The organism is Rhizobacter fulvus, from assembly GCF_964020785.1.
Map to the genome: position 1 here is coordinate 2,001,454 of NZ_OZ224516.1, position 25,397 is coordinate 2,026,850.

Below are 25,397 nucleotides of genomic sequence, written 5' to 3' on the forward strand. Positions count from 1 at the left end.
TTGCGCAACTCACCGATGCCCCACCCCACCGAGACCGCCGTCGTGCCCGAGGTCGCCAACGCGATCCGCGTGCGCGGGGCTCGCACGCACAACCTGAAGAACATCGACCTCGACATCCCGCGCAACCAGCTCGTGGTGATCACCGGGCTGTCGGGCTCGGGCAAGAGTTCGCTGGCGTTCGACACGCTGTATGCGGAGGGGCAGCGACGCTATGTCGAGAGCCTGTCGGCCTACGCGCGGCAGTTCCTGCAGCTGATGGACAAGCCCGATGTCGACGTGATCGAGGGCCTGAGCCCGGCCATCAGCATCGAACAGAAGGCGACCTCGCACAACCCGCGCTCGACCGTCGGCACCGTCACCGAGATCCACGACTACCTGCGCCTGCTCTACGCCCGCGCCGGCACTCCCTACTGCCCCGACCACCACCTGCCGCTGCAGGCGCAGTCGGTGAGCCAGATGGTCGATGCGGCGCTGGCATTGCCCGAGGGCACGCGGCTGATGGTGGTGGCGCCGGTGGTGCGCGACCGCAAGGGCGAGTTCACCGAGCTGTTCGCCGACATGCAGGCGCAGGGCTACGTGCGCTTCCGCGTCGACGGCACCGCGTACGAGGCGGCCGACGTGCCGAAGCTCAAGAAGGCCGAGAAGCACGACATCGATGTCGTGATCGACCGCGTCAAGGTGCAGCCCGGCCTGCAGCAGCGCCTGGCCGAGAGCTTCGAGGCAGCGCTGCGCATCGCCGAGGGCCGCGCGATGGCGCTGGAGATGGACACCGCCCGCGAGCACCTGTTCTCCAGCAAGTTCGCGTGCCCGGTGTGCAGCTACAGCCTCAGCGAACTCGAGCCGCGGCTGTTCTCCTTCAATTCGCCGGTCGGCGCCTGCCCGACGTGCGACGGCCTCGGCCACACCACCGTGTTCGATCCGGACCGCGTCGTCGCCTTCCCGTCGCTGAGCCTGGCCAGCGGTGCGGTCAAGGGCTGGGACCGGCGCAACGGCTACACCTTCTCGCTGCTCGAGAGCGTCGCGAAGCATTACGCGTTCGACATCGACACCGCGTTCGAGGACCTGCCGCCCGACGCGCGCAAGGTGCTGCTGCACGGCTCGGGCACGACCGACATCGAGTTCGTCTACGAGGCCGAGGGCGCCCGCGGCAAGCAACGCGTCGTCAAGCGCTCGCACCCGTTCGAGGGCATCCTGCCGAACCTGGAGCGGCGCTTCCGCGAGACCGACTCGGCCGCGGTGCGCGAGGACCTGATGCGCTACCAGAGCGCCAAGCCCTGCCCCGACTGCGAGGGTTCGCGGCTGCGGCGCGAGGCGCGCAACGTGTTCCTGGTCGACGCCACCAGCGCCGACAAGGAACCCATCTTCCGCGTCGAGCACTTCACCTTGCGCGAGTGCCTCGCCTACTTCGAGTCGTTGACGCTGCAGGGCGCGAAGGCCGAGATCGCCGACAAGGTGGTGCGCGAGATCCGCTCGCGCCTGAAGTTCCTGAACGACGTGGGGCTGAACTACCTCAGCCTGGACCGCAACGCCGATTCGCTGTCGGGGGGCGAGTCGCAGCGCATCCGCCTCGCGTCGCAGATCGGCTCCGGCCTCACGGGCGTGATGTACGTGCTCGACGAACCGAGCATCGGATTGCACCAGCGCGACAACGAGCGCCTGATCGGCACGCTGCGCCACCTGCGCGACATCGGCAACAGCGTGCTCGTGGTCGAGCACGACGAGGACGCGATCATGGCCGCCGACCATGTGATCGACATGGGCCCGGGCGCCGGCGTGCACGGCGGGCGCGTGATGGCGCAAGGGACCGCGGCGCAGGTGGCGGCCAACCCCGCGTCGCTGACCGGCCAGTACCTGTCGCGGGCGTTGCGCATCGAGGTGCCGAAGCGCCGCGTGCCGCGTCGCGGCCAGGCCTGGGGCGCGCATGGCGACGGCCCGACCGAACTGAGCATCGTCGGCGCGCGCGGACACAACCTCAAGAACGTCAGCGTCGAGATTCCGGTGGGGCTGCTGACCTGCGTGACCGGCGTGTCCGGCTCGGGCAAGAGCACGCTGGTCAACGACACGCTGTACGCGACCGTCGCCCGCAAGCTCTACAACAGCCACGCCGAGTCCGAGCCGGTCGAGTCGATCGAGGGCCTCGACGCGTTCGACAAGGTGATCAACGTCGACCAGAGCCCGATCGGCCGCACGCCGCGCAGCAACCCCGCGACCTACACCGGCATGTTCACGCCGATCCGCGAACTCTTTGCCGAGATGAACACCGCGAAGGAACGCGGCTACGGGCCCGGCCGGTTCAGCTTCAACGTGGCCGGCGGGCGCTGCGAGGCCTGCCAGGGCGACGGCGTGCTGAAGGTCGAGATGCATTTCCTGCCCGACGTGTACGTGCCCTGCGACGTGTGTCACGGCAAGCGCTACAACCGCGAGACGCTCGAGGTGCTCTACAAGGGCAAGAACATCACCGAGGTGCTGAACCTGACCGTCGAGGACGCGCACGCCTACTTCAACGCGGTGCCGAACATCGCCCGCAAGCTGCAGACGCTGCTCGACGTGGGGCTGGGCTACATCCGTCTCGGCCAGAGCGCGACGACGCTGTCCGGGGGGGAGGCGCAGCGCGTCAAGCTCGCGCTCGAGCTCAGCAAGCGCGACACCGGCCGCACGCTCTATATCCTCGACGAGCCGACCACCGGCCTGCACTTCGCCGACATCGACCTGCTGCTCAAGGTGCTGCACCAGCTGCGCGACGCCGGCAACACGATTGTCGTGATCGAACACAACCTCGACGTGATCAAGACCGCCGACTGGATCATCGACATGGGCCCCGAGGGCGGCGCCGGCGGTGGCACGGTGCTGGTGACCGGCACGCCGGAAGACGTGGCCGCGAGCCCGGCGAGCTTCACCGGGCGCTACCTGAAGCCGCTGCTCAGCGCCTGATCGCCGCGCGGCGGCGGATCAACGCGCCGGCGGCCAGGCCGGCCAGCATCAGCGCCCAGGTCTGCGGCTCGGGCACGGGCGTGGTGACCGGAGGCGCGGGTGGCAGCGGGTTGCCGTCCGAACCGAAGGGCGGCTTGGCTGTCGCGACGGTCGAACCGCCACCACCACCGCCGATCAGGCCCGGCACGATCACCGGCAAGCCATACCAGCCGGACCCCGGCAGCCCGGCCCACTCCGGACCCGCGAGTGCGGGTACGCCGTCCGCATGGCCGATCGGGCCGGCTTCGAGCGGGCCCGCGCCGGTCGGGCCGTCCCAGTCGATCGGCGGCAGCGCGTCGTCCATGGCCGGCGGCGGTGCGAGCGCGGCGACCGGCGGCTCGCTGCCGAGCAGCGGCGCGTTCTCGGCCATCGCTGGCCCCACACCGCGGCGCGTCACGCGGCTCACGTTGCGGCACACGGTGGGCACCAGGATGCAGTGCCCGCTCTCGCAATAGACGAGTCCGCGCTCCTGCATCTGCGGGGTCCACGAGTTGCGCGTCACCGTGCGGCAGACCTGGTGCGTGCCGAAGTGCATGTCGGTGATCGTGTTGCCGTAGTCGTAGCCACCGCGACCGATCATGCTGTCACGGCGGATCTCGACGAGGTCGTCGTACTCGCGCTTTTCCATGCGCGCCTTCAGGCGCTCGCGCACGTCGACCGGGATGTCAGCGTATCGGTCCACCGCGGCGACGACGTCGCCCATGAACGGGTTCACGCCCGGATGGTCCCAGCTGCAGCGCTCGAGCGCGAGGGTCGGTGGCGCCGACGATGCGGCCGCCGCGGCCATCAACGGAAAGGCGGCGAAGCTGCACAGCAGCAGCTCCAACACCCGGCGGGACGACGACCTCTTCATGGCAGTTTCGTAACTGTTTGCGACATGGAGCCAATCTAACGGGGCATGCCCGTTTCCGTGCTCCCGGGGACGCGGGGGGTTCCCTCTGACCCAGGGAGTCAATAAGTCACACCTGAGTGCCCGAGACACCATTTTCGAAGTGTCACTCATGGTCGGGCGGATTCGCGGCGCCGATTTTGCTCAAGACAGGTGTCTCCCGTTCCGATGCTTCCGCCATGACTTCTCCCGTGTTCAAGCCGGCCCTCTGGGTCACCGCGGGCCTGATTGTGACGGTTGGCACGCTCGCGCCCCGCGCAGTTCATCCGGAAGCGGCTGCGGCGACGCGTTGCAGCGCGGCGCTCTCGCCCGACCAGGTGCTGGAACGACTCAACGCGACCCGCGCGCGCGGCGCCGCGTGTCACCGTCCGGGAACGCCGACCCGGGCCGCGCCGCTCGCGTGGAATCCGCGCCTGGCCGCCGTCGCGGCGGCACAGGCGCAGGACATGGCGAAGCTCGACCAGATGAGCCACCGCGACAGCCTCAACCGCAACCTCGGCGAGCGCCTGGATGCGATGGGCTATCGCTTCAGCACCGCAGTCGAGAACGTGGCGGTCGGTTACGCGTCGCTCGATGCGGTGGTCGATGCCTGGCTCGACAGCGAAGCCCACTGCGCCAATCTGATGAGCGCGAAGGTCGCCGAGCTCGGCCTGGCCTGCAGCGACGGCAGCGTCAGCGAGAGCGGCACCGGCCGCTACTGGACGCTGGTGCTCGGCGCCCCGTCGCGCGTGCGTTGACCGAAGCGGTTCACAGCGTGGGCCCGGCGCGCAATGCGCGCGTGCTCTCCTGCACCATGCTCTGCGCGTTGCGCGTGCGCGCGAACACCTGGCGCAGGTGCGTCGCGTGGTTGCCGGCGCTGGCCGCGCAGCGCTCGATCTCCTCGAGCGCCGGCAGGCTCTGCAGCACGGCGCCGTGCGTCTCGACATGGCGCAGCGTCGCGAGGATGTCCTCGCGGATCGTGCGGCTCTCGCGCGTCTGCGGGTCGACCATCGTGCCGTCGAGGCCGAAGCGGCAGGCCTGGAAGCGGTTGAAGGTGTAGACCAGGTAGTCGTCCTCCTGCGGCATCGGCTCGGCGCGTTCGAGCAGTCGCCGGCAGATCGCCTGCAGGTAGCACGCGAGCGCGGCAGCGCGTTCGACGGTCAGCGGCGTGTCGCACACGCGCAGCTCGATCGTGCCGTACTCGGGCTTCGGGCGGATGTCCCAGTAGAAGTCCTTCATCGACTTGACGACGCCGGTCGCTTCCATCTTCGTGAAATAGCCGTTCGCGAAATCGTCCCAGCTCAGCGTGAACGGCGCGCGCCCGCTCAGCGGGAACGCGAACACCGAGTTCAGCCGCGCCGAATCGAACAGCGTGTCCACGCCCTGGAAGAACGGCGACGACCCGGACAGCGCGATGAAGTGCGGCACGTAGCGATTCAGCGAGTGCAGCAGGAACAGCGCATCGTCGCCCGACGCGCAGCCCACGTGCACGTGCTGGCCGAACACGGTGAACTGCTTCGCCAGGTAGCCGTACAGCTGCGACAGCTGCTGGTAGCGCGGCTTCTCGAACACGCGCTGCTCCGACCAGCGCTGGAACGGATGCGTCCCGCCGCCGGCGATGCCCATGTTGAGGCGATCGCACGCCGCCACCAGCGTGTCGCGCATGCCGCGCAGCTCGGCCAGCAGCGGGGCGTGCTGCGTCTGGATGCCGGTGGCGATCTCGATCATGCTCTGCGTCATCTCGGGCGTCACGGTGCCCGGGAACGGCTTGCGCGAGAGCAGCTCCAGCAGGTCGTTGGCGCCCGAGGTCAGGTCGTAGTCGACGGTGTTGACGAGCTGCAGCTCGAGCTCGACGCCGAGCGACAGCGCCTGCGATTGTCCGAAAGGTCCGAGCGGCATCAGGCTTCCTCCGGGTGGGCCTCGCCCGCCAGCATCAGGGCGCGCTGCGTGACCAGCGGGCCGATCACGTCGAGCAGCACCAGCAGGCCCACGATCACCGGCAGGCTGTCGCGTGCCAGGTCGAAGCCGTAGAGCCGGCTCTCCTCCAGCAGCAGCAGCGCGAACGCCGACATCGGCATCAGCGCCAGCCCGGTCAACGCGCCCTTCCGGAAGGTGGTGCCGCTGACGCGCGCGACGCTGACGTTGACCAGCGTGTGCGCGGTGCTGCGCGCTGCCAGCACCGCGACGCCGAGCACCAGCCCGGCGACCAGCCCGTGCCACGACAGCAGGCTGCCGATGTAGACGAACAGGAACACCGTCAGCACGTCGCCGAGCGCGCCGAAATTGCGCTGCGCGTGGCTGAGCATCAGGCGCCGCTCGCGCGCGACCACGCCGAACGCCAGCGCGGCCAGCAGCGGCGACAGGTGCAGGCTTTGCGCGAGGCCGGTCAGCACCAGCACCAGGAACGCGAAGGTCACGGTGGTGCTGTTGCTGCTGGTCGCGAGGCGGTTCAGCAGCGGCGCGACGAAGCCGAACACCGCGCCCGCGACCAGCGACAGGCCGATCACGTAGATGCTGTTGAAGGCCGCCTGGCCGAAATCGCCGCTGGTCTCCAGGTGCCAGTAGCCGACGACGAGCTTCAGCAGCAGCACCGCGACCAGGCAGTTCAGCGCGCACAGGTGCAGCAGCCGCTCGGTCACCTGCCCGGCGCTGCGCAGCTCGTGGGTCACGCGCATGATCGCGGCCGGCGAGGTCGCGACGCACAGCGCGGCCAGCACCAGCCGATGGTCGGTGTTCAGCGCGAACAGCCCGCCGACCCAGAACACCGCGCCGAAGGTCAGCAGCGCCTGCGCGATCCCGGCCGCCAGCACCCAAGGGTTGTGGCGGAACCAGCGCGGGTTGATGCGGTAGCCGAGCTCGAACAGCGTCAGCGCCAGCGCCACGTTCGCCATGAAGCCCTGCGCCATGTGCGACGCGACGTTCTGCGACACGCCGATGCCGCCGAGCAGCAGCCCGACCGCGCCGTAGGCGCACACGCGCGGCACGTTCCAGTGCCGGAAGACCCATTCACCGGCGGACCACGCGGTCAGCAGCATCAAGGGCCAGGCCACGAGCGGGCCGAGCAAGTCCGGGTCCATGCGATCCCTGTCTCTTTGTCGTTGTGTGCGGGCGCGCAGCCTAACGCGACGCACCCCAATGCCGCAAATGTGGCCTTTGGAAACAACTTGGCAACATCCGGAGATTACATTTGCGGCAATATACTTTGCGCAAATGAAAGCCCCTGTTGCTCCGACCCGCCGGCGCCGCGCCGCGCCGGGCGCGCTCGATGTGCTCGAACTGTTGCGCGTGGTGTTCCGGCTCGCCGGCAACCATTCGGCAGTGGTCGAGCGCGCGACCGGCCTGCCCGGTGCGCAGATGTGGACGCTGCACGAGGTCGCGCAGGCCGATGGCCTGAGCGTGGGCGAACTCGCGCAGCGCCTGCGCGTGCATCAGACGACGATGAGCAACCTGTTGAATCGCCTCGAGGCCGCGGGCCTGGTGCGCAAGGGCCGTTCGCCGGACGATCAGCGCATCGTCCAGGTGCACCTCGCGGCGGCGGGCCGCAAGGCGCTGGCGCGATCGGCCGGTCCGGCACGCGGCTTGCTGCCGGACGTGCTCGACGGCATGAGCCCGGCGCAGCGCCGGCAGGTCCATGACGGCCTCGCGGTGCTGGTCGAGTGCATGGGCGGCTTCGACCCGGCACTCGCCGGCGCACCGTTGCCCTTTACCGAATAGCGGGCGTCGTCCGCTGCCATCCCCAAGGAGAAACTCGATGACCTTCAAGACCCTGACCCTCGCGCTCGCCGCGGCCGCTGCGCTGGCCGCCTGCAGCAGCACGCCGCTCGACACCCCGAAGCCGCCGGTGACCAGCGCCACGACGTTGCCGCCCGCGACGCCGCCGGCCGGCACCGCACAGAGCAAGGTCGCCACCGTCACGCTCGATCCGCTGGACGATCCGAAGAGCGAATTGGCGGCGCGCAGCGTCTACTTCGGCTACGACGACTTCGCGGTCGACCCCAAGTACCAGCCGCTGGTGCAGGCGCACGGCCGATTCCTGCAAAGCCATGCGCAGGTGCAGATCCGAATCGAAGGCAACACCGACGAGCGCGGCTCACGTGAATACAACCTCGCACTCGGCGACAAGCGCGCCCAGATCGTGGCCAAGCAACTCGAACTGATGGGCGCGAAGCCGGCGCAGATCGAGCCGGTCAGCTACGGCGAGGAGCGGCCGAAGTCCGAGGGCCACGACGAAGCGGCGTGGGCCGAGAACCGCCGCGCGGACATCCGCTACGTGAAGCGCTGATCACGGCGTCGGGCTGACGAGAGCGGCGGGCCGATCGATGCGAGCGCGCGACGGCCTGGCGTGGCTGACGAACCGGCGGCTGCGCCAGCGCTGGCAGATGCGCGCCGTCCTGTGGTTCGCGGCCGGCGCGGCCGGGCTCGCGGTGGTCGGCTTTGCCACGCTCGCCGAACACGCGCTGGCGTTGTTCGACATGCTGCAGCGGCGCTGGTGGTGGTCGCCGTTCCTGCTCAGCCCGGCCCTCGGCGTGTTCGTCGTCTGGGCGACGCGCCGCTATGTGCCCGGCGCCGCGGGCAGCGGCATTCCGCAGGTGGTCGCGGCGACGCGGCTCGCGGCGATCGGCCGGCCGGTGACGGCGCTGCTGTCCTGGCGCGTCGCGAGCGCGAAGGTGGCGCTCGGTTCGCTGGCCCTGGTGGGCGGCTTCTCGGCGGGACGCGAGGGGCCGTCGGTGCAGGTCGCGGCGTCGGTGCTGCAGTTCGCGAACCGCTTCCTGCCGAACGGCCGCACGCTGCGCCAGTCCGACCTGATCCTGGCCGGCGGCGCGGCCGGCATCGCCGCGGCGTTCAACACGCCGCTGGCCGGCATCGTGTTCGCGGTCGAGGAACTCGGTCGCCGGCTGGAAAGCCGCACCAGCGGCGTGCTGGTCAGCACGATCATCATTTCGGGCCTGGTGGCGATCGCGCTGAAGGGCAATTACACCTACTTCGGGCAGTTGACGGTGCGCGATCTCGGCACCGCGGTGTGGCTGCCGACGCTGATCGCCGGCATCGTCTGCGGCGTCGGCGGCGGGCTGTTCAGCTGGCTGGTGCTGTGGCCCCAGCGCCATCCGATGTTCGGCCTGTGGGCCTGGCGGCGCGCGCACCCGCTGTGGTTCGCGGCGGGCTGCGGGCTGGTCGTCGCGGGGCTGGGCTGGGTCAGCGGCGGCACCTCGTTCGGCAGCGGCTACGCCGCGGCGTCGCAGGCGATCGGCGGCCAGATCACGCTGGAATGGCACGCGCCGATCACGCGCTTCCTGGCGACGCTGGCGACCTACTTCAGCGGCATGCCCGGCGGCATCTTCGCGCCGTCGCTGGCGGTCGGCACCGCCGTGGGCAGCGACCTGTCGCAGTGGGTCGGCCTCGGCATCGACGCGCACGCGTGGATCGCGCTGTGCATGGCGGCGTTCCTCGCGGCCGTGACGCAATCGCCGATCACCGCAGCGATCATCGTGATGGAGATGGTGAACGGCCACCAGATGGTGATCAGCCTGATGGCGGTGGCGTTCCTGTCGAAGACGGTCAGCGGGCGTTTCGGGCCCGAGCTGTACCAGGAGCTGGCCGAGGGCTGGATGCCCCGACCCGCGCCGCAACTCGAGACGAACGCGCAGTCGCCGGACCGCGCCGTGGGCCCGCCCGCCCCTCACTGACGGGTGGGCGCGGCAGCGCCCTACAGCCGCGCGAGCCTCACTCGGCGACCCTGCGAGCAGGGCGCATGCGCGCCGTCATGCCAGGAGAACCTCATCGCGCCGACACGCACCGAGCACTACCGCGCGGACATCGACGGATTGCGCGCCGTCGCCGTGCTCGCGGTGATCGCGTACCACGCGTTTCCGCACGCGCTGCCCGGCGGGTTCGTCGGTGTCGACGTGTTCTTCGTGATCTCCGGCTACCTGATCACGGGCATCGTCGCGCGCGAGATCGCGGCCGGCAGCTTCACGCTCGCCCGGTTCTACGCACGCCGGGCGCGCCGCATCCTGCCGGCGCTCGCGGTCGTGCTGGCGTTCGCGCTCCTCGCCGGCTGGCTGATCCTGTCGCCGAGGCAGTTGGCGACCCTGTGCCGGCATGTCATCGGTGGCGTGACCTTCAGCTCCAATGTCGTGCTGTGGCGCGAGTCGGGCTACTTCGACACCGACGCGGCATTGAAGCCGCTGCTCCATCTGTGGTCGCTCGCGATCGAGGAGCAGTTCTACCTGGTGTGGCCGCTGGCCCTGCTCGCGCTCTGGCGCTGGCGTGTCGGACTCACGGTCGCGATCGTCGTCGCGTCGCTGGCCGCGTGTGTCCTGCTGTCGCGGGAGTCGCCCTCCGCAGCGTTCTTCCTCCCGCACACCCGCGCGTGGGAGCTGCTCGCCGGCGCGATGCTGGTGTGGCTGCCGCGCCTGGCGGATCGGCTGCGGCACGCCGCGTCGGGTCTCGGTGTGCTGGCGATCGGTGCCGCCTGCGTGCTCTACCACCGCGACCTCGCCTACCCCGGCGCGTTCGCCCTCGCGCCGACGCTGGGCGCGACCCTGCTGATCGCGGCCGGCCCCGGGGCGGCGCCCAACCGGCTGCTCGCGCACCCGGCCGCGGTCTGGGTCGGTCGGATCAGTTATCCGCTGTACCTCTGGCACTGGCCGTTGCTCACGTTCGCGTGGATCTGGAACGACTACGACTCGTTGACCACGCCGCAGCTCGGCGCGGCGCTCGGCCTCACGGTCGTGCTGGCGGCGCTGACGTACGTCGCCGTCGAACGGCCGATCCAGCTGCAGCGCCGCGTGCCGGTGACACGGGTGGCCACGGCCTTCGCGAGCCTGCTGGTCCTGGCCGGCGCGGCATGGGCCACGGCCGACTACCGACCGACCTCTCAGGCACAGGACAAGCGCTTCGCCGACATCTACGCCGACGGCGATCCGTTCGACACCGACGCGACGATGCGCGAGGCCTGCAACTTCCACGACGTCCGGACCAAGTCGGCGCGGGCCTCGATCGATGCCGAATGCCTGCCCGCCGGTGCCGGGCGCGGCCTCTTCCTGCTGTGGGGCGACTCGCACGCGCAGTCGCTCTGGTACGGCTTCGACCGGGTCGCGCCGCCGGGCACGATCGCCCTCGTCGCGGCGAGTGCGTGCCCGCCGCGACTGGACGATCTCGCTCCCGGCGCGATCGACCCTGCGGCCTGCCGCGCCAGCAACCGCGCCGCGCGCGACTACATCCGCAGCCACCGGCCGCGGCGGGTCTTCGTGGCGCAACGCGAAGGCCACGAGCTCACCGACTGGGCGGCGATCGCGCGCTTCGTGCGCGACCACGGCGGCGAGATGGTGCTCGTCGGTCCGTCGCCACAGTGGCTGCCTTCCCTGCCGCTGCGCTACGCGCACGCGCTCGACACCCGGCCGCGCTACCTGCGCGACGGTCTCGACACCACCATCCTGCGGACCGATGCTCGCTTGCGCGCCGCCTACCCCGCGGGCGGCGACGTGCGCTTCGTCTCGCTGATCGACGCCCTGTGCAACCCGCGGGGCTGCCTGGCGATGACCGACTCGGCCGAATCGCTCAGGCTGCTGGTGCGCGACTACGGCCACCTGACGCCGGCCGGCTCCGAGACGGTCGCGCGGCTCGTCTTCGCGCCGCTGCTGCGGTGACGCGCGGCTACTTCCGCACGAAGCGCACGATCATCTCGACGATGTTGTCGCGGCGCGCCCGCAAGGCGGCCGGCGTGTCCAGCGAGCCCGCAAAGATCAGGCTGAAGGTGTGGCGGTTGGCGACGTTGAAGAAGCACAGGGCCGAGATCGACATGTGCAGGTCGACCGGGTCGACCCCGCGGCGGAACACCTTGGCCTTCACGCCGCGCTCGTAGATGCTCTTCACGGCGTTGATCGCCGGCACGTTCAGCTGGTGGATCGTCTTGCTCTGCGCAAGGTATTCGCCGCGGTGCATGTTCTCGTTCATCACCAGGCGGATGAAGTCCTCGTTGTCCTGCTGGTAGTCGAACGTGAACGCGACCAGCTTGCGCAGCGCGTCCTCGGGCTCGAGGTCCTCGAGATGGAGCTGCGACTCGATCTCGCGGATCCGGCGGTACGACTCTTCCAGCACCGCAAGGTAGAGCCCCTCCTTGCTGCCGAAGTGGTAGTAGATCATCCGCTTGCTGGTGCGCGTGGCGGCGGCGATCTCGTCGATCCGCGCGCCGGCCAGGCCCTTTTCGGCGAACTCCGCGGTGGCGACCGCCAGGATGTCGGCCATGGAGCCCTGCGCGTCGTACGCGCGTTTCGGACGGATACCCCCGGCCGCGCCCGTATCGGTCGTTTCCTGTACTACTTGGTTCATTTGGCAAGCCTAGCACGTCAATCAAAACGCCTCTTTACAGGTGAATGCGGGTTTCCCCGCATAAAAGAAAACGAACTAGTTAGTACATTGTGATCCGTGGTCACGGTTCGATGACCCGAGCTTCAGGAGACATCCATGACACCCCTTTCCCCGTCATCCACCGCGCAGCCGGTGCGCTCCCCGCGCAAGGCGGCCATCGCCAGCTGGATCGGCAGCGCGGTCGAGTATTACGACTTCTTCATCTACGGCACCGCCGCGGCGCTGGTGTTCGGCAAGATCTTCTTCCCGTCGATCGACCCGCAGCTCGCCACCGTCGCCGCGTTCGCGACCTTCGGCGTCGCCTACATCGCGCGGCCGTTCGGCGCCGTGATCCTGGGCCACGTCGGCGACAAGTTCGGGCGCAAGAAGGTGCTGACCTTCACGCTGCTGCTGATGGGCATCTCGACCTTCCTGGTCGGCGCGCTGCCGACTTATGAGCAGATCGGCATCGCCTCACCAATCATGCTGGTCATCCTGCGCCTGCTGCAGGGTATCTCGGCGTCCGGCGAACAGGCCGGCGCCAACTCGATGACGCTGGAACACGCCCCCGACAACAAGCGCGCGTTCTTCACCAGCTTCACGCTGTCGGGCACGCAGGCCGGGCTGATCCTCGCGACGCTGGTGTTCATCCCGGTGTCCGCGTTGCCGGAAGCCGACCTGCTCGCCTGGGGCTGGCGCATCCCCTTCTTCCTGAGCGCGGTCGTCGTGGCCGTCGGCGTCTGGGTGCGGCGCACGCTGCCCGAGACGCCGGCCTTCGCCGCCGAGGAGAACGCCCACGCCACGCCGAAGCTGCCGATCGTCGAGCTGTTCGCCAGCCACTGGCCGGACGTGCTGCGGGTCGTCTTCGCCGCGCTGGTCTCCGTGGTCAGCACGATCTTCAGCGTGTTCACGCTCTCGTATGCAGTCAACACCGTGCACATCCCGCGGGCGACGATGCTGACGGTGCTGGTGCTCGCCAACCTGGTGGCACTCGGCGCGATCCCGCTGTGGGCGATGCTGTCCGACCGCATCGGTCGCCGCCCGGTGTTCGTGCTGGGCGCGCTCGGCTCGGCCGCGCTGATCTGGCCGTACATGTGGGCCCTGAGCACCGCGAACATCCCGATGATCTTCGCGCTCGGCCTGCTGCTGTCGGGCGTGGTCTACAGTGCCGCCAACGGCGTGTGGCCGGCGTTCTATGGCGAGATGTTCTCGACCCGGGTGCGCCTGTCGGGCATGGCGATCGGCACGCAGCTCGGCTTTGCGCTGGGCGGCTTTGCACCGGCGATCAGCGCCGCGGTGATGGGAGCGGGGCCGAACGGCTGGATGCCGGTGGCGGCGTTCACGACCGCAGCGGCCGTCGTCTCGGCGCTCGCGGCCTGGTCGGCGCGCGAGACCAGCAACGTGCCGATGGAAATGCTCGGCCAGCGCACGCCGTCGTCTCCCGCCTTCGCCTGACCCGTCGACGGAGATCGCCATGATCAGCGGCAAGACCCAGCTCATCGCCCACCTCGGCTACCCGACCGAGGCGTTCAAGGCGCCGATGATCTACAACCCCTGGTTCGAGACGCAGGGCATCGACGCGGTCGTGGTGCCGATGGGCGTCAAGCCCGACGACTACCCGGCCACGCTGGCGGCGCTGGCGCGCGTGACCAACCTGCGCGGCGCGCTGGTCACGATGCCGCACAAGGTCACCACGCTGACGCTGGCCGACGAGGTCACCCCGACCGCGAAGATCGCCGGCGCCTGCAACGCGCTGCTGCGCCGGCCTGACGGCTCGTGGCTCGGTGACCAGTTCGACGGCACCGGCTTCGTCCGCGGCGCGCAACGCAAGGGCCTGCAGCTGACTGGCGCGCGCGCGCTGGTCTCGGGCAGCGGGGGCGTCGGCTCGGCGATCGCGGCGTCGCTCGCGGCGGCCGGCGTCGCGGAACTCGCGCTGTTCGACAGCTTCCCGTCGTCCGCCGAGGCGCTGGCAGCGCGCCTGCGCGCGCACTACCCGGCCCTCCTCGTGCGCACCGGCTCCAACGACCCGGCCGGCTTCGACCTCGTCGTCAACGCGACCCCGCTCGGCATGACCGACGGCGACCCGCTGCCGTTCGACGTCTCGCGCATCGCCGCGCGCACCTTCGTCGGCGAGGTCGTGATGAAGCAGGCGATCACGCCACTCCTCGCCGCCGCACGGGCCAAGGGCTGCCCGGTGCAGGTCGGCACCGACATGCTGTTCGAGATGATCCCCGCCTACCTGGAGTTCTTCGGCTTCGGCACTGCCACGCCGGACGAGCTCCGTGCGGTCGCGCAGATCATGTATTGACCTTCAGAGAACTCCCACCATGACGCCCCCCTGCATCATCTCCGTCGCCATCACCGGCTCGCTGCCGAAGAAGAAGGACAACCCCGCGGTGCCGATCAGCATCAGCGAGCAGATCGAGTCGACCCAGGCCGCCTACGAGGCCGGCGCCACGCTCGTCCACCTGCACGTGCGCAACGACGACGAGACGCCGACCTCGGCGCCCGAGCTCTTCGCGACCGTTCTCGACGGCATCCGCAAGCACGCGCCCGGCATCATCACGCAGGTCTCGACCGGCGGCCGCTCCGGCGCCGGGCACGAGCGCGGGGCGATGCTCTCGCTGCGGCCCGACATGGCCTCGCTCGCGACCGGCTCGGTCAACTTCCCGACCCGCGTCTACGACAACTCGCCCGAGCTGGTCGAATGGCTGGCCGGCGAGATGAAGCAATACGGCGTCAAGCCGGAGGTCGAGGCCTTCGACCTGTCGATGATCTTCCAGGCGGTCGCGATGCAGCGTGCCGGCCAGATCGTCGGGCCGCTGCACATCCAGTTCATCATGGGCATCAAGAACGCGATGCCGGTGGATCGCGAGGTGTTCGAGTTCTACGTCAGGACGTTGAAGCGCCTGGCGCCCGACGCCACCTGGACCGGCGCCGGCATCGGCCGCGCGCAGCGCACGCTGGCGCAGTGGTCGCTCGAACTCGGCGGCCACTGCCGCACCGGGCTCGAGGACAACGTGCGGCTGGACAAGGACACGCTCGCCCCGTCGAACGCCGCGCTGGTGAAGCAGGTGGCCGAGCTGTGCGCCGAGTACGGCCGCCGGCCCGCGAGCGTGGCCGAAGCGCGTGCGCTGCTCGGCCTGCCCGCCGCCGCGGCGGCATGATCGCCCTGGAGGAGAACGCCATGAAGAACACCCCCGCGCCCGACGCCGAATACCTGATGCGCGACACCACGTCGCACCCGCCGGCGCTGACCCCGGCGTACAAGACCAGCGTGCTGCGCTCGCCGCGTCTGGCGCCGATCTCGCTGCAGCAGTCGCTGTCCGAGGTCACCGCGCCGGTGTTCCGCGCCGAGGAGTTCGGCCCGCTCGACCACGACCTGATCCTGAACGCCGCCAAGGACGGCCTGCCGATCGGCGAGCGCATCGTCGTGCACGGCTACGTCCACGACCAGCTCGGCCGCCCGGTGCCGAACGCGCTGGTCGAAGTCTGGCAGGCCAACGCCAGCGGCCGCTACCGCCACAAGAAGGACCAGTACATCGGCGCGCTCGACCCCCACTTCGGCGGCTGCGGGCGCATGCTCACCGACGCCAACGGCTACTACGCCTACCGCACCATCCGCCCCGGCCCCTACCCGTGGCGCAACCGCGTCAACGACTGGCGCCCGGCCCACATCCACTACGCCATCTCGGGCAACGGCTGGGTCCAGCGCCTGATCACCCAGATGTACTTCGAGGGCGACCCGCTGATCGCCACCTGCCCGATCCTGCGCATCGTGCCCAGCGAGGAGCAGATCCGCGGCCTGATCGCGCTGCAGGACACGAGCGCCTTCGTCCAGCTCGACAGCCGCGCCTACCGCTTCGACATCGTGCTGCGCGGCCAGCGCGCGACGCTGTTCGAGAACGCCGTGCAAGGGAGCGCCCAATGAGCCAGCAGCAAATGCAGCCGCTGATGAGAGAAACCGCCTCGCAGACCGCCGGCCCCTACGTGCACATCGGGCTGGCGCCGCAGCAGGCCGGCTTCGAGATCTTCGAGCACAACTTCGGCAGCGTGCTGACCAACGAGCGCACGCAGGGCGAGCGCATCCGGATCGAAGGCCGGGTGTTCGACGGCATCGGCACGGTGCTCAAGGACGTGCTGATCGAGATCTGGCAGGCCAACGCCGCCGGCCGATACGCGCACCCGGCCGATCGACAGCCGGGCAAGGCCGAAGACCCGGACTTCCGCGGCTGGGGGCGCAGCTGCACCGACTTCGACACCGGGGTCTACAGCTTCGACACGATCAAGCCAGGGGTGGTGACCGGCCGGAACGGCCGCTTCATGGCGCCGCACATCAACGTGTGGGTGGTGGCGCGCGGGATCAACCTCGGGTTGAACACGCGGCTGTACTTCAGCGACGAGGCCGAGGCGAACGCGAAGGACGCGGTGCTCAACCTCATCGAGTGGGAGGCACGCCGCACCACGCTCATCGCGCAGCGCAGCGCGGGTACCGGCCCAGGTGCCGTCCCGGTCTACCGCTTCGACATCCGCCTGCAGGGCGAGGGCGAGACGGTGTTCTTCGACATCTGAGCGGACCTGTCACGCCATGCGCAAGTCGATCGCCACCGTCTCCCTCAGCGGCACGTTGCCGCAGAAGCTCGAGGCGGTCGCGGCCGCCGGCTTCGACGCCATCGAGCTGTTCGAGGCCGACTTCATCAACTTCAACGGCAGCGCGGCCGAGTTGAAGGCGCGCGCCGACGACCTCGGCCTCGGCATCGACCTGTACCAGCCGTTCCGCGACTTCGAAGGCATGCCCGAGCCGCTGTTCCGGCGCAGCCTCGACCGCGCCGAAGCCAAGTTCGACCTGATGCAGACGCTGGGCACGCCGCTGATGCTGGTGTGCTCGAACACCTCGCCGCAATCGCTGAACGACCCCGCGCTCGCGGCCGCGCAGTTGCATGAACTGGCCGAACGCGCGGCCCGGCGCGGCCTGCGCATCGGCTATGAGGCGCTGGCCTGGGGCCGCTGGGTCAACCTGTACCGACAGGCGTGGGACATCGTGCAGCGCGGCGACCACCCGGCCCTCGGCCTGATCCTCGACAGCTTCCACACGCTGTCGCTGCGCGACGACCCAACCGGCATCCGCGCCATCCCCGGCGACAGGATCTTCTTCGTGCAGATGGCCGATGCGCCGCTGATGGCGATGGACGTGCTGCAGTGGGCCCGGCACCACCGCAACTTCCCCGGCCAGGGCCAGTTCGACCTGGAGCACTTCTTCGAGCAGGTGCTGCGGGCCGGCTACACCGGCAACCTGTCGCTCGAGATCTTCAACGACGTGTTCCGCGCGACGCCGAACCGGCGCACCGCGCTCGATGCGATGCGCTCGCTGCTCTATCTGGAAAGCCAGGTGCGTGGGCGGCTCCAGCGCGCCGGCGACGCGGCCATCGTCGACCGCGTGCCGCTGGCCGATCCGCCCGCCGCGGCGCCGTTCGACGGCTTCGCGTTCATCGAATTCGCGGTCGATCCCGCCGCCGGCCGCGCGCTTGGCGAGCTGCTGGAACATTTCGGCTTCCACCGCCACGGCCAGCACCGCAGCAAGGACGTGGCGCTGTATCGGCAAGGCGACATCCGCCTCGTGCTCAACGCGCAGCCGGGCTCGGACGCGCAGGCGCGATTTGCCCAACAGGGTACGAGCGTCTGCACGATCGGCTTGTCGACCCGCGATCCCCGGCAGGCCGCCGAACGCGGGCAGGCCCTGCTCTCCGCCCGCTGCGACAGCCCGCGCGGCGCGCAGGAGCTGGAGCTGCCGGCGATCGTGTCGCCGGGCGGCATCGTGATGCAGTTCGTGCCGACCGGCCAGGACATCGAGGCCGATTTCGTTCCCGCGGACGGCGCGGCGGCTGACGGCGGCGCCGGCCTGCGCACGATCGACCACGTCGCGCTCGGCCTGGCCAATGACCAGCTCGACACCTGGACGCTGTTCAGCCGCGCGGTGCTCGACCTGTCCTCGGGCGAAAGCCTGGAACTCGCGGACCCGTTCGGCCTGATCCGCAGCCGCGGCGTCGCCAACGCCGACGGCAGCGTGCGCTTCGTGCTCAACACCTCTATCGGCGACCACACGCGCACCGCACGCCAAGTCAGCGCGAGCGGCCGTTCCGGCGGGGGCGTGCACCACATTGCGTTCGGCTGCGACGACATCTTCGCGACGATGGCGCAGCTGCGTGCGCGCGGTGCGCGCTTCGTGCCGATCTCGGCGAACTACTACGACGACCTGATCGCACGCCTCGCGCTCGACGAGACGCTGGTGCGGCGGATGCAGGCCCTCGACATCCTGTATGACGCCAGCTGCGATGGCCGCTATCTCCACGCCTACAGCAAAACATTCGACGATCGCTTCTTCTTTGAGATCGTTCAGCGCAACGGCTACCAATACTATGGGGCGTTAAACGCTCCAGCTCGGCTGGCATCTCAGGAACAGCTCAGCCAATGAATAGCGAGATCACCACACTAGTATCTGAGCGTGGGAATTGGACGAAGCCCTAACAGCCTTGCAGCCCCACTTCATTGCCATTGAGACTCAATGTCGCTGACAAGCGATCGCGTTTCGATGCGAGCGCAACCCGCAGTCGTATTTCGCAAGCAGTGAAGTGAGTGGCGCGCGGTCGCCCAAGCGCCAGACTGAGCCCGCACTTAAAACTTCCGGTGCGCACTTCCATATTCACTTGGCAGATCGGAGCAACGGCGGTTCACACAGTTGATTCACGCCACCGAAGGTGCGGCGACTACAAACCGATCGTTATTTGTAAGCATACAGTCAGAACACAATAGTTGTACCGGTCCTCCTATGCGATCCAGTTTAGGCACGTAGTCGACTGATACGCGCGCACGGAGGAACTTGCGCGCACGGAGGAACTTGCTCGCACGCATGAAATGCCAAAACGGAAATGACACTGACTTGCACCATATCGCGCGTAGTAGTCAGTATTTAAGTTTACTCTTCGCGGACTCCGCAAATTCATGGAATGTGTAATGACCATCAGGCCAGAGAGCCCGCCTACTTATGCCTCGGAGCGCTCTCTGGAGCCTAAGCCCACACACCGACTATGAATTGCCGTTGCAATCACCTTCGAAGCCGAACGAACGGCTGACAGTTTCAATATTGCACGACCTGAAAGCGCCTCCTCGCAGCGAGAAGTCGTGTAGGGCTCGCAACCACGCGGCTCAGCGACGCGCTTAATGTTGTCCGTGGTCTGATACCTACATGAAATCCTTCAAGAGCGCTGGCTGGCTATGGTGCATTTGCGTGTCAGGATAGCTTCGAAGGTGCGAGCGGCATCTAGTGCAGTAATGCACCCATAGCGCTCAGCTCCTGCGCGTTTGAACGCGACTACGGAGCCTAGAGTTAACGCGATCGACCGAGAGCCATTGATAAAGCACTGCGGACTTCCGCCTGATCTCGAACAAGAGTTCCGATCACCCAATGCGAGGTATCGCGTGCGCAACGCGGACACCAAGGCGGAAAACGTCACATAGTCGGAAGATCTTATAACTGGTCCACACGACGGCGAACAAAGAACTGGGAAGTGCACTGAGGATCTCGCCCATTCAATTGGTGGAGGACTTACTAAAAAACGCAGCAGCATATCAGAAGAGCTTGCGGATTTCTTACCGGGCCCTAGCCCTTGCCAACGCGACCAGCATCGGAAACGGTCCGCTCCTTATGATAAAGCTTTCAACGCCCTACAGTGGGTTCGCTATTCTGACTCACATCCCTTGATGGAGAGATTCGAAATAGATGCGGGCTATGACAGGACCGCTGACTTAGATGAATCGCACAACGGATTGGGGCTTGACTGGATTCGAGTTGAACTTCCGACTGGTACAAGACCAAAGGAATGGTCGGGGCATCGTGGCGTAATGCCGACGAAGAAATACTGCCTCTTACTAACGGAAAGCGCGAAAACGCTGGGTCGATGCCTACGGGCGGTAACATCTACGACATGAGCCGACCACGCCAAATCTATTATCCCTGACTGTCGGCGTTGCATACCGATATTGCGACACTCGATATCGCTATCGCACCAAATGATCACTTTTGGGTACACCTTCCTTTGAGGTCTTTGCTGGGATCTTGACGCAAAAGCATTCGAAGCGACGAGAGAACTTTTCTGCTTGTTATAAGATGAGCCGAGAAGTTACCTCCGCAGTGCGTGTCATAAGGCGTTCCGCAGCGAAAAGATAAATTCTTTATATGCAACGAGGTCGCAATATGCTCTCAACATGCAGGCAAGCCTGCCGCTAGAACAAGTCGCTGAACGGATGCGGCACGAAAAGACGGGAGATTACGCGCCGCAACTACGTCCAAAATGGGCGTCTCACAACCCCCATTCGCAAAGCAACGCGGTCACACAAACGCAGGGTGCCGCCCAGTCATCGGAGTCGCGAAGTGACGTGCGACCGTTAAAGATGGGCGGCATACATCGCGGCCTACCGGATGCTGACGTATTGCGAGCTGCGGTCCGAGTGATGGACTAAGCCACTGGTGCGCTAAGGCTTGCGCGCGACAGCGCCTGCTCAAGCGCAACGAGAACGAAGTCGGTCCGCATCCCATTGCTCACCGGCCAGCCGACGCTGCGCCGGGCGAATATGTCGATGACGAGGGCCACGTAGAGCCAGCCCTGCCAGGTCGACTGGTAGGTGAAGACTCCCAGCTGCTCGGCGCGGAACTCCAGTTGACCCGGTCCAGTGGGCACTGCCTTGCCGTCGCTGACGGCGGTGCGCACGACCTTGCCGTGCCTGATGCCCTGCAGGCCGTGCCTGGTGCCGCGTGCGTCGATAAGCCGATGGGGCATCTGATCGACTCGATCCCGTGGCTGGCGCGATCTTTGACGATGAAGTTTTCAAGACTTGAGTCGGCGGTCGAGCTCCTCCTGGGAGAAAGGCGCGCTGGCCAACTTCAGGACCCTGTTAGCCCGGACGCGCTGCGCCTCGGCCGTCGTCAACCATCGCGCAAACCGCTGTCGTTTCCGTCGCACTGGACCCACGTCAACAGCGCCTGAGGCACGCAGCCGACCGTCGGCGCGATCGACTCCACGGCCGCCTACAACGACGGACACTCGTATCGTTTTTCCTGCACCATGCGCACGGCGCACGGCGCACTCACAGGCATAGGGTGAGAACTTGGTCGACTTGTTCATGGTTCCATCTCTTCAAGAGGCGGAGCCTCCCCAAAAAACCCGGGGCGGTTCAGTCTGGCGCACAGGCTTCGCGGAGACCGGTATCGATGAATTTTCGACGCAAGCCGTCCAGCGACCCGCTCGCCAATGGAACCCGATGATGAAAGAGATTCTGGCGCTTTGCCCTAAGCCTCTGAGAGGGTGCAGCCCGAACCACTACCTCGAAACGAGAGTGCCCCAATATCTCAGGTTGCGTCTCCTACGACTACTCAGCCGAATATACGGGGTCGGTAGACTACGGTCTCCTCCACGGGAGCACACGCTTTGCATCTTTCTGTTGACTACTACTTCTCGCCGCAATCGCCCTGGACCTACCTGGGCCATGAGCGCTTCGCGGCCATAGCGCGCGCAGCTGGCGCCACGATCCACGTGCGGCCGGTCGACCTGAGCCAGGTCTTCCCGGTCACCGGCGGCCTGCCGCTCGCCAAGCGGGCGCCGCAGCGCCAGGCCTATCGGCTGGTCGAGCTGAAGCGCTTCAGCGAGCACCTCGGCGTGCCGCTGAACCTGCATCCGAAGTTCTTCCCGGTCGCGAGTGACGCGGCCTCGCGGTTGATCATCGCGGTCGACACGCACGACGGCAGCGACGCAGCGATGGACCTGGCCGGCGCGGCGATGCGCGGCGTCTGGGTCGACGAGCTCGACATCGCCGACGAGTCCACGCTGGCCGCGCTGCTCGCGACCTGCGGGTTGCCTCCCGCGCGTCTGGACGACGCGCAGGCGCCCGAGGTCCAGGCCCGCTACGACGCCGACTCGCGTCACGCGATCGAGATCGGCGTGTTCGGCGCACCGAGCTACGTGGTCGACGGCGAGATCTTCTGGGGCCAGGACCGGCTCGACTACCTCGAGCGCCGGCTGGCGCGCGGCTGATGCGCCGCGGCTGGCTCGCCGGCGCCGCGCTGCTGGCCGCGGCGCTCGGCGCGCGCGCCGAGCCCTATGGCGGCCCGCTGTTCGACACCCACCTGCACTACAACGAGGAAGCGGCCGCGCCGTTCCCGATCGCCGACGTGCTGGCGCGCATGCAGCGCAGCGGCGTGCGCGCGATCGTCGCGAACAGCCGGCCGAACGACGGCACGATCGCCCTCGCGGCAGCGCCGCAGGCGGCCGCGGCCGGCGTCACCGTCGTGCCTTTCGTGCGGCTGTACCGCAACCGCGCCGACTACACCGGCTGGTTCGGCGACCCGACGATCTACACGATGGTGAAGCAGCAGCTCGCGGCCGGCACGAAGGCCGGTCCGTTCCGCGGCATCGGCGAGTTCCACCTGTACGACAGCGCGAATGCCGAGGGGTCGGTCGCGCGCCAGCTGATGCAGCTGGCGCAGCAGAACAAGCTCGCGGTGCTCGCCCATGTCGACGACGACGCGATAGACCGGCTGCTGCGGAACGCCCCGGGCGCCCGCCTGATCTGGGCCCACACCGGCATCGGCGGTGCTCCGGTCGCGCGGGTGCGGGCGCTGCTCGCGCGCTACCCCGCGCTGATGGGCGAGCTGTCGTACCGGCCCGGCCTGACCGAGGCCGACGGCCACCTCAGCGCCGAGTGGAAGGCGCTGATCGGCGAGTTCCCGGACCGGTTCATGGTCGGCTCGGACACCTGGATCAACGCGCGCTGGAACGACTACGAGAACCTGATGCGCGCCGCGCGTGTCTGGCTCGGCGACCTGCCGCCGGCGGTGGCGCAACGTGTGGCGTGGGGAATGCGGCGGCGCTGTTCGAGGTGGCGACGCCGCGCTGACATGAAAAAAGCCGGTGCATGCACCGGCTTCTTCCTCGCGCGCGGAACGCGCGACTCGACGATCAGCTCAGGTGAGCGTTGATCAGCTTGGTCATCTCGAACATCGAGACTTGCGCCTTCTTGAAGATTTCCTTCAGCTTGGCGTCGGCATTGATCATCGTCTTCTTCGCTGCGTCCTGCAGCTTGTTGGCCTTGATGTACTCCCAGACCTTCTTCGTCACCTCGGTGCGCGGCACCGGCTTCGGGCCGATGATCGCAGCGAGCGCGGCACTCGGGGTCATCGCCTTCATGAAGGCGGCGTTGGGAGTGCGCTTCTTGGCCGGTGCTGCAGCCTTCTTCGCAGGAGCCGCCTTCTTGGCGGGCGCTGCCTTCTTGGCAGGCGCGGCCTTCTTCGCAGGTGCCGCCTTCTTGGCCGGTGCGGCCTTCTTCGCTGGTGCCGCTTTCTTAGCCGGCGCTTTCTTCGCAGTTGCCATGTTGATTCTCTCCATCAAAGTTGGTTGATGTGCCCGGGATGGGCGAGAGCCGCGTGGACTCTCATTTCTCCATAGCACCGTGCGGAGCGAATAGTAATGCCTGCGTAGTACAGAGAGAAGAAGTTTTCACAGGAGAAACGCGCATTTCTTCGAGGTGGAACGCGCTTTGTCGCCGCACGACATCACCGCGCGCGCACCGCGCTCACGCGATGTCGTCGCCGTCGGGCGCGCGCTTGTCGCCATGCAGCATGCTCGCGACGAGGTTCTCGCGGTGCCGCAGGCCGGTGAACATCACGCCCGCGACGTGCGCGACGACCAGGCCGAGCAGCGTCCATGCGAGCGCGCGATGAACGCCCTCGACGGTCTCGTCGCCCCAATACGCGTCGGTCGTGTAGAGCCAGCCGGTCAGCGCGAGCCCGGCCACGCAGGCCATCAGCGCGACCACCATCCACGCGCCGAGCGGGTTGTGGCCGAGGTAGCGCGGCTCGCGGTGCGCGGCCACCGCGCGGGCGTAGCGCCAGGCGGTGCGCGGCCCGCGGACGAACTGGGCGAAGCGGGCGTAGCGCGTGCCGGCCACGCCCCAGACGAGGCGCACCCCGACCGCGGCGAGCGCGACATACCCGGCCGGCTGGTGCACGCCGAACAGCGCGACCAGGCCGAGCGCCGACAGCGCGACCGCACCGACCAGCACCCAGTGCAGGGTGCGGACCGCGCGGTCCCAGACGCGCAGCGTCTTGGTCATGGACGGCGCAGCGTCTTGGTCATGGCCGGCGCAGCGTCGTCATCGACCTATCACTTGGCCGGCGCGGTGACGACCTCGAAGGTCTTCGGATGGAAGAAGGTCTCCATTTTCTTGCCGGTCGCGTTCTTGCCGTAGACCTCGTAGCAGCCGTTCTCGATCTTCACGCGGCTGATCGTCCAGCCCTCGTTCTTCAGCTTTCGCTCGAGCTCGGCCTGCGGCTTCCACTCTGCCTTCGGGATCGGCTCGCACTTCTCGGCGTGCTGCGCGAACGCGCCGCCGGCGGCAAGGGCCAGGCACAGGGTCAGGAGTTGGCGTTTCATGGGTCTTCCTTTCAGGGTGAAGAAGCGATGCGCTCAGGCGTCGGCCCACAGGCGCAGCAGGTTGTGATACGTGCCGGTCAGGCCGATCACCGCGGGGTCGGACTCGCCCACCGAGGTGCGCAGGCGCATCAGGTGCGAGTCCATGTCGAACAGGAGCCGGCGCTGCTCGTCGCTGCGCACCATGCTCTCGAGCCAGAAGAAGCTCGCGACGCGGTGGCCGCGGGTCACCGGCTCGACGCGGTGCACGCTGGTGCCGGGGTACAGCACCATGTCGCCGGCCGGCAGCTTGATGCGCTGCGGGCCGAAGGTGTCTTCCACGGTCAGCTCGCCGCCGTCGTACTCGTCGGGCTCGGCGAGGAACAGGGTGCAGCTGACGTCGGTGCGGATCCGGTCGCCCTGTCCGCCGGGCAGGAAGCGGATCGCGTTGTCGACGTGGTCGCCGAACGCGTTGCTGGCGCCGCCGTAGCGGTTGAACAGCGGCGGGAACACCCGCTTCGGCAGCGCCGCCGAGAAGAACACCGCGTGCCGGTTGAGCCCGCCGAGCACGATCTGCTGCAGCGCGCGCGTCTCGGCGGCGTCCTGCGGCAGCTGCTCGTTGTTCTTGGCCTGGGCCGATTGCACGCCGGCGGTGACGCGCCCGTCGCCCCAGGTCGCGCGCGCCAGGATCGCGCGGGCTTCGCGCAACTCGTCGGCGTTCAGGACTTGCTTGACGCGGAGCAGCATCGGCG

At 68.1% G+C, this 25,397-nt stretch carries 21 protein-coding genes and 3 pseudogenes; 14 read left to right on the plus strand and 10 right to left on the minus strand.

Annotated elements, in window-relative coordinates; all coding sequences use genetic code 11:
* Positions 1–15 precede the first annotated feature (15 nt).
* A complete protein-coding gene (gene uvrA, locus ACWH49_RS09530; protein ID WP_448171247.1) occupies positions 16–2,931 on the plus strand; it encodes an excinuclease ABC subunit UvrA in 2,916 nt (971 codons plus the stop codon).
* Here the strand turns inward: uvrA and ACWH49_RS09535 are convergent.
* On the minus strand, positions 2,921–3,823 hold the full coding sequence (locus ACWH49_RS09535) for an MHFG family PEP-CTERM protein (protein ID WP_448171248.1): 903 nt from the start codon (positions 3,821–3,823) through the stop codon (positions 2,921–2,923). The genes uvrA and ACWH49_RS09535 overlap by 11 nt on opposite strands.
* A 215-nt stretch (positions 3,824–4,038) precedes the next feature.
* Between ACWH49_RS09535 and ACWH49_RS09540 the strand changes: the two genes are divergently transcribed.
* Positions 4,039–4,596 carry a CAP domain-containing protein gene (locus tag ACWH49_RS09540; RefSeq protein ID WP_448171249.1) on the plus strand — a complete coding sequence of 186 codons (558 nt, stop codon included), beginning with the start codon at positions 4,039–4,041 and terminating at the stop codon, positions 4,594–4,596.
* A 10-nt stretch (positions 4,597–4,606) separates the two neighbouring features.
* Here ACWH49_RS09540 and ACWH49_RS09545 read toward each other — a convergent pair whose 3' ends face one another.
* Both ACWH49_RS09545 and ACWH49_RS09550 read right to left on the minus strand, forming a co-directional pair.
* Complete coding sequence (locus tag ACWH49_RS09545; protein WP_448171250.1) at positions 4,607–5,737, minus strand: YbdK family carboxylate-amine ligase; 1,131 nt, start codon at positions 5,735–5,737, stop codon at positions 4,607–4,609.
* Entirely contained in the window at positions 5,737–6,915 is a 1,179-nt protein-coding gene (locus ACWH49_RS09550) for a cation:proton antiporter (RefSeq protein WP_448171251.1), read from the minus strand. Before ACWH49_RS09550 ends, ACWH49_RS09545 begins: the two co-directional genes overlap by 1 nt.
* 133 nt (positions 6,916–7,048) lie before the next feature.
* Between ACWH49_RS09550 and ACWH49_RS09555 the strand changes: the two genes are divergently transcribed.
* The 4 genes from ACWH49_RS09555 to ACWH49_RS09570 are packed head-to-tail and all read left to right on the plus strand — an operon-like array spanning position 7,049 to position 11,487.
* Positions 7,049–7,552, plus strand: coding sequence for a MarR family winged helix-turn-helix transcriptional regulator (locus ACWH49_RS09555; protein WP_448171252.1), 504 nt, complete (start codon positions 7,049–7,051; stop codon positions 7,550–7,552).
* Between the two features lie 37 nt (positions 7,553–7,589).
* A complete protein-coding gene (gene pal, locus ACWH49_RS09560; protein ID WP_448171253.1) occupies positions 7,590–8,120 on the plus strand; it encodes a peptidoglycan-associated lipoprotein Pal in 531 nt (176 codons plus the stop codon).
* A gap of 37 nt (positions 8,121–8,157) precedes the next feature.
* The gene (locus ACWH49_RS09565) at positions 8,158–9,522 is read left to right on the plus strand and encodes a chloride channel protein (RefSeq protein WP_448171254.1); all 1,365 of its coding nucleotides are present in this window, start codon (positions 8,158–8,160) and stop codon (positions 9,520–9,522) included.
* A gap of 3 nt (positions 9,523–9,525) precedes the next feature.
* Entirely contained in the window at positions 9,526–11,487 is a 1,962-nt protein-coding gene (locus ACWH49_RS09570) for an acyltransferase family protein (protein ID WP_448171255.1), read from the plus strand.
* Positions 11,488–11,494: 7 nt separating this feature from the next.
* On the opposite strand, the gene ACWH49_RS09575 is transcribed toward ACWH49_RS09570, so the two are convergent.
* Positions 11,495–12,085, minus strand: a complete 591-nt coding sequence (locus ACWH49_RS09575; protein ID WP_448171256.1) for a TetR/AcrR family transcriptional regulator — start codon at positions 12,083–12,085, stop codon at positions 11,495–11,497.
* 219 nt (positions 12,086–12,304) lie between these two features.
* Between ACWH49_RS09575 and ACWH49_RS09580 the strand changes: the two genes are divergently transcribed.
* The 6 genes from ACWH49_RS09580 to ACWH49_RS09605 are packed head-to-tail and all read left to right on the plus strand — an operon-like array spanning position 12,305 to position 18,659.
* Positions 12,305–13,642, plus strand: coding sequence for an MFS transporter (locus ACWH49_RS09580; protein WP_448171257.1), 1,338 nt, complete (start codon positions 12,305–12,307; stop codon positions 13,640–13,642).
* Positions 13,643–13,661: 19 nt separating this feature from the next.
* Entirely contained in the window at positions 13,662–14,495 is an 834-nt protein-coding gene (locus tag ACWH49_RS09585; protein WP_448171258.1) for a shikimate dehydrogenase family protein, read from the plus strand.
* Positions 14,496–14,514: 19 nt separating this feature from the next.
* A complete protein-coding gene (locus ACWH49_RS09590; RefSeq protein WP_448171259.1) occupies positions 14,515–15,354 on the plus strand; it encodes a 3-keto-5-aminohexanoate cleavage protein in 840 nt (279 codons plus the stop codon).
* A 20-nt stretch (positions 15,355–15,374) separates the two neighbouring features.
* A complete protein-coding gene (pcaH, locus tag ACWH49_RS09595) occupies positions 15,375–16,118 on the plus strand; it encodes a protocatechuate 3,4-dioxygenase subunit beta (protein WP_448171260.1) in 744 nt (247 codons plus the stop codon).
* Positions 16,115–16,759 (plus strand): protocatechuate 3,4-dioxygenase subunit alpha, encoded by a 645-nt coding sequence (gene pcaG / locus ACWH49_RS09600; RefSeq protein WP_448171261.1) that lies wholly within the window; start codon positions 16,115–16,117, stop codon positions 16,757–16,759. Before pcaH ends, pcaG begins: the two co-directional genes overlap by 4 nt.
* 16 nt (positions 16,760–16,775) lie before the next feature.
* Positions 16,776–18,659: a bifunctional sugar phosphate isomerase/epimerase/4-hydroxyphenylpyruvate dioxygenase family protein gene (locus tag ACWH49_RS09605; protein ID WP_448171262.1), complete on the plus strand. Its 1,884-nt coding sequence runs from the start codon at positions 16,776–16,778 to the stop codon at positions 18,657–18,659.
* Between the two features lie 2,060 nt (positions 18,660–20,719).
* Here the strand turns inward: ACWH49_RS09605 and ACWH49_RS09610 are convergent.
* A pseudogene (locus ACWH49_RS09610) lies at positions 20,720–20,988 on the minus strand (IS3 family transposase); the annotation flags it as partial.
* Between the two features lie 76 nt (positions 20,989–21,064).
* Positions 21,065–21,366 (minus strand): annotated as a pseudogene (locus tag ACWH49_RS09615) (IS3 family transposase); the annotation flags it as partial.
* 303 nt (positions 21,367–21,669) lie between these two features.
* Between ACWH49_RS09615 and ACWH49_RS09620 the strand changes: the two are divergent.
* Together ACWH49_RS09620 and ACWH49_RS09625 are read left to right on the plus strand one after the other, a co-directional pair.
* A complete protein-coding gene (locus ACWH49_RS09620; RefSeq protein WP_448171263.1) occupies positions 21,670–22,272 on the plus strand; it encodes a DsbA family protein in 603 nt (200 codons plus the stop codon).
* Positions 22,272–23,134 (plus strand): annotated as a pseudogene (locus tag ACWH49_RS09625) (amidohydrolase family protein). The gene ACWH49_RS09620 and the pseudogene ACWH49_RS09625 overlap by 1 nt, the downstream one beginning before the upstream one ends.
* A 62-nt stretch (positions 23,135–23,196) precedes the next feature.
* Here the strand turns inward: ACWH49_RS09625 and ACWH49_RS09630 are convergent.
* The 4 genes from ACWH49_RS09630 to ACWH49_RS09645 form a co-directional block, all read right to left on the minus strand.
* Entirely contained in the window at positions 23,197–23,607 is a 411-nt protein-coding gene (locus tag ACWH49_RS09630) for an SWIB/MDM2 domain-containing protein (protein ID WP_056472086.1), read from the minus strand.
* A gap of 202 nt (positions 23,608–23,809) precedes the next feature.
* Positions 23,810–24,349 carry a cytochrome b/b6 domain-containing protein gene (locus tag ACWH49_RS09635; protein ID WP_448171264.1) on the minus strand — a complete coding sequence of 180 codons (540 nt, stop codon included), beginning with the start codon at positions 24,347–24,349 and terminating at the stop codon, positions 23,810–23,812.
* 50 nt (positions 24,350–24,399) lie between these two features.
* A complete protein-coding gene (locus ACWH49_RS09640; RefSeq protein ID WP_056472080.1) occupies positions 24,400–24,669 on the minus strand; it encodes a PepSY domain-containing protein in 270 nt (89 codons plus the stop codon).
* Between the two features lie 33 nt (positions 24,670–24,702).
* Entirely contained in the window at positions 24,703–25,392 is a 690-nt protein-coding gene (locus ACWH49_RS09645) for a Fe2+-dependent dioxygenase (RefSeq protein WP_448171265.1), read from the minus strand.
* Between the last annotated feature and the right edge of the window lie 5 nt (positions 25,393–25,397).

Bases quoted from the DNA above. Each gene is read 5' to 3' on its own strand.
- uvrA (WP_448171247.1), top strand. From the start codon at position 16: ATGCCCCACCCCACCGAGACCGCCGTCGTGCCCGAGGTCGCCAACGCG.
- ACWH49_RS09535 (WP_448171248.1), bottom strand. From the start codon at position 3,823: ATGAAGAGGTCGTCGTCCCGCCGGGTGTTGGAGCTGCTGCTGTGCAGC.
- ACWH49_RS09540 (WP_448171249.1), top strand. From the start codon at position 4,039: ATGACTTCTCCCGTGTTCAAGCCGGCCCTCTGGGTCACCGCGGGCCTG.
- ACWH49_RS09545 (WP_448171250.1), bottom strand. From the start codon at position 5,737: ATGCCGCTCGGACCTTTCGGACAATCGCAGGCGCTGTCGCTCGGCGTC.
- ACWH49_RS09550 (WP_448171251.1), bottom strand. From the start codon at position 6,915: ATGGACCCGGACTTGCTCGGCCCGCTCGTGGCCTGGCCCTTGATGCTG.
- ACWH49_RS09555 (WP_448171252.1), top strand. From the start codon at position 7,049: ATGAAAGCCCCTGTTGCTCCGACCCGCCGGCGCCGCGCCGCGCCGGGC.
- pal (WP_448171253.1), top strand. From the start codon at position 7,590: ATGACCTTCAAGACCCTGACCCTCGCGCTCGCCGCGGCCGCTGCGCTG.
- ACWH49_RS09565 (WP_448171254.1), top strand. From the start codon at position 8,158: ATGCGAGCGCGCGACGGCCTGGCGTGGCTGACGAACCGGCGGCTGCGC.
- ACWH49_RS09575 (WP_448171256.1), bottom strand. From the start codon at position 12,085: ATGGCCGACATCCTGGCGGTCGCCACCGCGGAGTTCGCCGAAAAGGGC.
- ACWH49_RS09580 (WP_448171257.1), top strand. From the start codon at position 12,305: ATGACACCCCTTTCCCCGTCATCCACCGCGCAGCCGGTGCGCTCCCCG.
- ACWH49_RS09585 (WP_448171258.1), top strand. From the start codon at position 13,662: ATGATCAGCGGCAAGACCCAGCTCATCGCCCACCTCGGCTACCCGACC.
- ACWH49_RS09590 (WP_448171259.1), top strand. From the start codon at position 14,515: ATGACGCCCCCCTGCATCATCTCCGTCGCCATCACCGGCTCGCTGCCG.
- pcaH (WP_448171260.1), top strand. From the start codon at position 15,375: ATGAAGAACACCCCCGCGCCCGACGCCGAATACCTGATGCGCGACACC.
- pcaG (WP_448171261.1), top strand. From the start codon at position 16,115: ATGAGCCAGCAGCAAATGCAGCCGCTGATGAGAGAAACCGCCTCGCAG.
- ACWH49_RS09605 (WP_448171262.1), top strand. From the start codon at position 16,776: ATGCGCAAGTCGATCGCCACCGTCTCCCTCAGCGGCACGTTGCCGCAG.
- ACWH49_RS09630 (WP_056472086.1), bottom strand. From the start codon at position 23,607: ATGGCAACTGCGAAGAAAGCGCCGGCTAAGAAAGCGGCACCAGCGAAG.
- ACWH49_RS09635 (WP_448171264.1), bottom strand. From the start codon at position 24,349: ATGACCAAGACGCTGCGCGTCTGGGACCGCGCGGTCCGCACCCTGCAC.
- ACWH49_RS09640 (WP_056472080.1), bottom strand. From the start codon at position 24,669: ATGAAACGCCAACTCCTGACCCTGTGCCTGGCCCTTGCCGCCGGCGGC.
- ACWH49_RS09645 (WP_448171265.1), bottom strand. From the start codon at position 25,392: ATGCTGCTCCGCGTCAAGCAAGTCCTGAACGCCGACGAGTTGCGCGAA.